General features: G+C 42.9%; 8 protein-coding genes. 7 read left to right on the forward strand and 1 reads right to left on the reverse strand.

Annotation, left to right across the window (positions count from 1 at the left end; all coding sequences use genetic code 11):
* The 7 genes from ACERC6_RS10095 to ACERC6_RS10125 all read left to right on the forward strand — a co-directional run.
* Positions 1-368: helix-turn-helix domain-containing protein (locus ACERC6_RS10095; protein WP_373628922.1), on the forward strand; the 368-nt coding region annotated here is incomplete at its 5' end.
* 117 nt (positions 369-485) lie between these two features.
* Positions 486-920, forward strand: coding sequence for a hypothetical protein (locus ACERC6_RS10100; protein WP_373628923.1), 435 nt, complete (start codon positions 486-488; stop codon positions 918-920).
* A gap of 64 nt (positions 921-984) precedes the next feature.
* Complete coding sequence (locus ACERC6_RS10105; protein WP_373628924.1) at positions 985-1,593, forward strand: hypothetical protein; 609 nt, start codon at positions 985-987, stop codon at positions 1,591-1,593.
* Entirely contained in the window at positions 1,590-1,868 is a 279-nt protein-coding gene (locus ACERC6_RS10110; protein ID WP_373628925.1) for a hypothetical protein, read from the forward strand. The genes ACERC6_RS10105 and ACERC6_RS10110 overlap by 4 nt, the downstream gene beginning before the upstream one ends.
* 17 nt (positions 1,869-1,885) lie before the next feature.
* The gene (locus tag ACERC6_RS10115) at positions 1,886-2,236 is read left to right on the forward strand and encodes a hypothetical protein (protein WP_373628926.1); all 351 of its coding nucleotides are present in this window, start codon (positions 1,886-1,888) and stop codon (positions 2,234-2,236) included.
* Positions 2,237-2,596: 360 nt separating this feature from the next.
* The gene (locus ACERC6_RS10120) at positions 2,597-2,860 is read left to right on the forward strand and encodes a hypothetical protein (protein WP_373628927.1); all 264 of its coding nucleotides are present in this window, start codon (positions 2,597-2,599) and stop codon (positions 2,858-2,860) included.
* Between the two features lie 28 nt (positions 2,861-2,888).
* On the forward strand, positions 2,889-3,281 hold the full coding sequence (locus ACERC6_RS10125) for a hypothetical protein (protein ID WP_373628928.1): 393 nt from the start codon (positions 2,889-2,891) through the stop codon (positions 3,279-3,281).
* Here the strand turns inward: ACERC6_RS10125 and ACERC6_RS10130 are convergent.
* Positions 3,267-3,473: a hypothetical protein gene (locus ACERC6_RS10130; protein ID WP_373628929.1), complete on the reverse strand. Its 207-nt coding sequence runs from the start codon at positions 3,471-3,473 to the stop codon at positions 3,267-3,269. The genes ACERC6_RS10125 and ACERC6_RS10130 overlap by 15 nt on opposite strands.
* Between the last annotated feature and the right edge of the window lie 282 nt (positions 3,474-3,755).

Below are 3,755 nucleotides of genomic sequence, written 5' to 3' on the forward strand. Positions count from 1 at the left end.
CCATGCTACCCATTTCCCACAATCAAAAAAGCCATCAAGCTATGCAGGTGCTACAAGCCATGCTAGATGGCGTGGAAGTACATATCAAGTACGCCATTAACACGATGAATATAGCCAGCCTATCGGCACGAATCGCAGAACTAAAAAAGATGGGTTTTGTCATTGATTGGCGGTGGGAGATTAGCCCAAATTCCCGCTACAAAGTCTATTTCATTAAAGACAAGACCACCGCCAAACAGCGTTATCAAGAAATCTTAAACGGCACGGCAAGCATTCATCAAGTCGTCGCACAAGCACGAACGGCAAAACCAAAAACCACCAAAGCCAAAACCAAACGCCAAAACAACGGCAAACCACAAGGAAAATAAAACCATGATAGACCAAACCCAAAAAATGGCAACGATGGCATAACTGATGATGATTATCCATATTAACCACACCGCCACGCCTGCAAAAGCAAAGTAAATAATGGGAGCGAATTTATTATGGCGAAAACCTATCATTCATTCAGCAAACAGCAAATTCAAGAAATGTTGCGTTTATTGCCCAGTGAGCCACTAGAGCCAAAAGCGGTTGATATGAATATTTGGTATTGGGACAGTATGCGAACAACATTCCCTAAATTATTAGAAACTGGATACCAGTTGATAATAAGCTTTAGGGAATTTGTGGCACACATCGACAATTTAAGAGAATTTTTGACCCAAAAAGCCCAAAGCAACCGCCCAAAACTAGACACAGAGACAATCTGCAAACTGCATTTTATCAAAGCAATGCATCTGTTCAATATTCAAGGGCTAAGTAACCCAACCCAGCTATACAATGGTATTTTGCCAGCACTAACCTATGATGAATTACAACAGATTTGGGATAATGCAGGGCTAAATTGCCAAAAAAACAAAACGCCCCTAACGAATTAGGGGCGAAATGTGGAAAAACGAACAATAAAAAAACACAAATTTCAATCACAAAAGAGATTATAACATGAAAGAAATTCAAGTTAAATGCTTTATCAGTGAAATTTTATCACTTGCCAAAATCGCAGGCGTGAAATATGATGAGCGTCTCTCTCAAAATGAATTAGCCGTTACGCCAAACGGTTTACATTGGCTTTTTTTACGCCCAAACACCGCCAAAGGTGCAGGCGTGAACCCATCATATATAGGCAATGTAAATACATTGTACTTCCCCTTTATGGTGTGGTTGATATTACAAAATAAGCCAGTTGGCGAATATGTAAAGCGGTTACTAATTCAACCGAGAGTGAGACCACACCGCCCATTTATGGGTAAATTACTCAAAACTGAATTAGGAGCGTCAATCATGACCGCAAACCCCATCTTATCCCATTCCCTAACCGTCCTAGCAGACGAATACCACCGCCATAGCGAACTACACACCCAAAATCCATACGCAGGACATGGCGACAAAGCCAATGCCATCTACAACGCCATGAATGAGCTGGTAAAGCTAATCAATGAGCGAAATGGGGCAAAGTGTGTACCACCTAAGCCAAAAACCATCACAGAACGCATTACAGCGTTATTTAGCACGCCTGCTATCCGTGTTTTTGCCAAAGGAGGTGCAAGATGATTGAGTTTGTACTTGCCACACCAGCCAACGCCAACGCCGTGCATATTTGCCCACCGTGCAACCAAAACACACCATACACCAACCAAACGATAGCATTTAAAGACATTCATGCATTTTTACCGCCTGCTTGTGTGTTTGGCAATGGCAAAGATAAGCACCTTGTTATCACTTGCCAGCATTTTGACGAGCTTTCAGACGCAATCAATTACGCCCAAAGCATCGCAAGTAATGAAAGCGTCAGCGTCGCCATCAAAACCATCACAGAACAATTTTAATACAAGGGAAAAATATCATGAATGTAGTTATCAACACTGGCACAACCGCCAATCTTAACCAAACCACCAACAACACCAACGCCCAAAGTATCGGACATGACCGCCTAACACCAAGCATTACCATATCAGTAAATGATGTTGAGTGTTATGCCTATGATTTTGGCACGGCAAATGAGCAGTTTTGTCTGTTAGGGCAAGCAATGGATTTGTTACGCCATCATAAAGATGATTTGACTTCATTTGAAACTTTATGCGAGCTTATCCAGCAGGCGTGTTGGAACATGGCAAATAACGCTGAAAACAACAAAAAAGACCTGCTGGCACTGCTACCAATGGCACGCCAGCCCAATCACAACAAACCAGCCTAACCAAAGTACAAGACGCCCAAAAAGCCATTTATCTATTTTGGGTGAATGGCTTTTATTGTCTGATGGCTAGATTTATCGACATGGCAAACCAAAGCAGCCAAACCGAGCGACCGAACCAGCCCAAGTAATGATTAAAATTGTATCAGTGGAATTTATCATGACAAACGCACACGAATTATTAAACCGCCCATTATTTGCCAAAAACGCATTTTTTAACAAGCGACCTTTTACCAGTCAGCAAAACGCACACAGCCAAGCCATAAGCACGCCATCCACTCACAAGATAAAACCACCACCCATGCCCACAAAAGCGAAAATACCCCCCTTGTAGGCGAAAATAGAGCGGTTGGCAAGCATGGCATGGGCAATCATCAGCACGCCATGCGATTTGATACCGATGACAAGCCCGACCCAGTCAGTTTTTATGCACGCTATCGCCAGCTTATCACGGATAATTTTATAATGGATGAGACCTTGCAAACTTATTGGAAAAAATGCCAAAACTTCTTAGAGCTACCACCTGCAGATGATAAAAGAAAACGCCTAGCATGGACGATTCCAGCTCTAAAAATCACGCAAGACTATTGGTGTGAGGTAGAAAAAAACCAACAAAGGCGGTATTAACCACAACGCCAAAGCCTATGCTAGTCGTATGGTGGAGAATGCTACACGGCTAGGAGCGTTATTTGCATGGTTCAACGGCAAAAACGCCATAGAATCTGACGACATCAAAGGAGCGATAGCGATTGTGGATTATTCAGCAAGCGAACGCAGACGATATGATGACACTGCCACAGATATTACAGACGCTGAAAAGCGGTTGCAATGGCTGGTTAAAAAAGCCAAAGAGACAGGGCAAGATAAGTTTTATTTGTCATATCTACAAACGAGCGTAACGCCCCAGCATTTACGAATCAAGCAAACGCTGGAAACAGCATTGGAGCTGTTGAGTGATAGCAATTACATTTATTTGGATACCGAGACCACCAACCGCCGTCCAAAGCGTGTGATAGAGCTAAACCCAGCATTGTTAAATCAATGCTAGCCCAACCGCCTTTATCATACAAGCAATACAAACAACAAGGGGGAGCGTTCGCCCTTGTTGTTTTTTTATCGGTACTTTGTTTGAATATAACAACCGCCAAAGCATACAGCACGCAAACACCAGCCCCACCGCCCAGATATAGCCATCAACAAAGATAAGCACCAGTACCGACCGAACCGACCGCCCCAGCACCGAACAGCAGGCTGAACCGTGCGACCATTCCAGCCACTGCCAGCCCTGCTAAGTTATTCCCATATCTGCTAAGTTATTCAATCTTAATAGTAAAACACCGCAAAGCCTTATGGATAAAGGGATTGATAGTGTTTGGTGTAGTCGTGGTTGTGCTGGTTTTAAGGGTGTTTGAGGTAAAATTTATAATAACTTAGCAAATGGGTGGAAAGTTTTTAACCCTTATGAGGTAAGGCTTACAAGGCTTTTTTTGAATAACTTAGCAGACTTAGCAGACTTTTGGGG

The sequence above is a fragment of the Moraxella sp. E33BD genome, assembly GCF_041807865.1.
GTDB classification, from domain to species: domain Bacteria; phylum Pseudomonadota; class Gammaproteobacteria; order Pseudomonadales; family Moraxellaceae; genus Moraxella; species Moraxella haemolytica.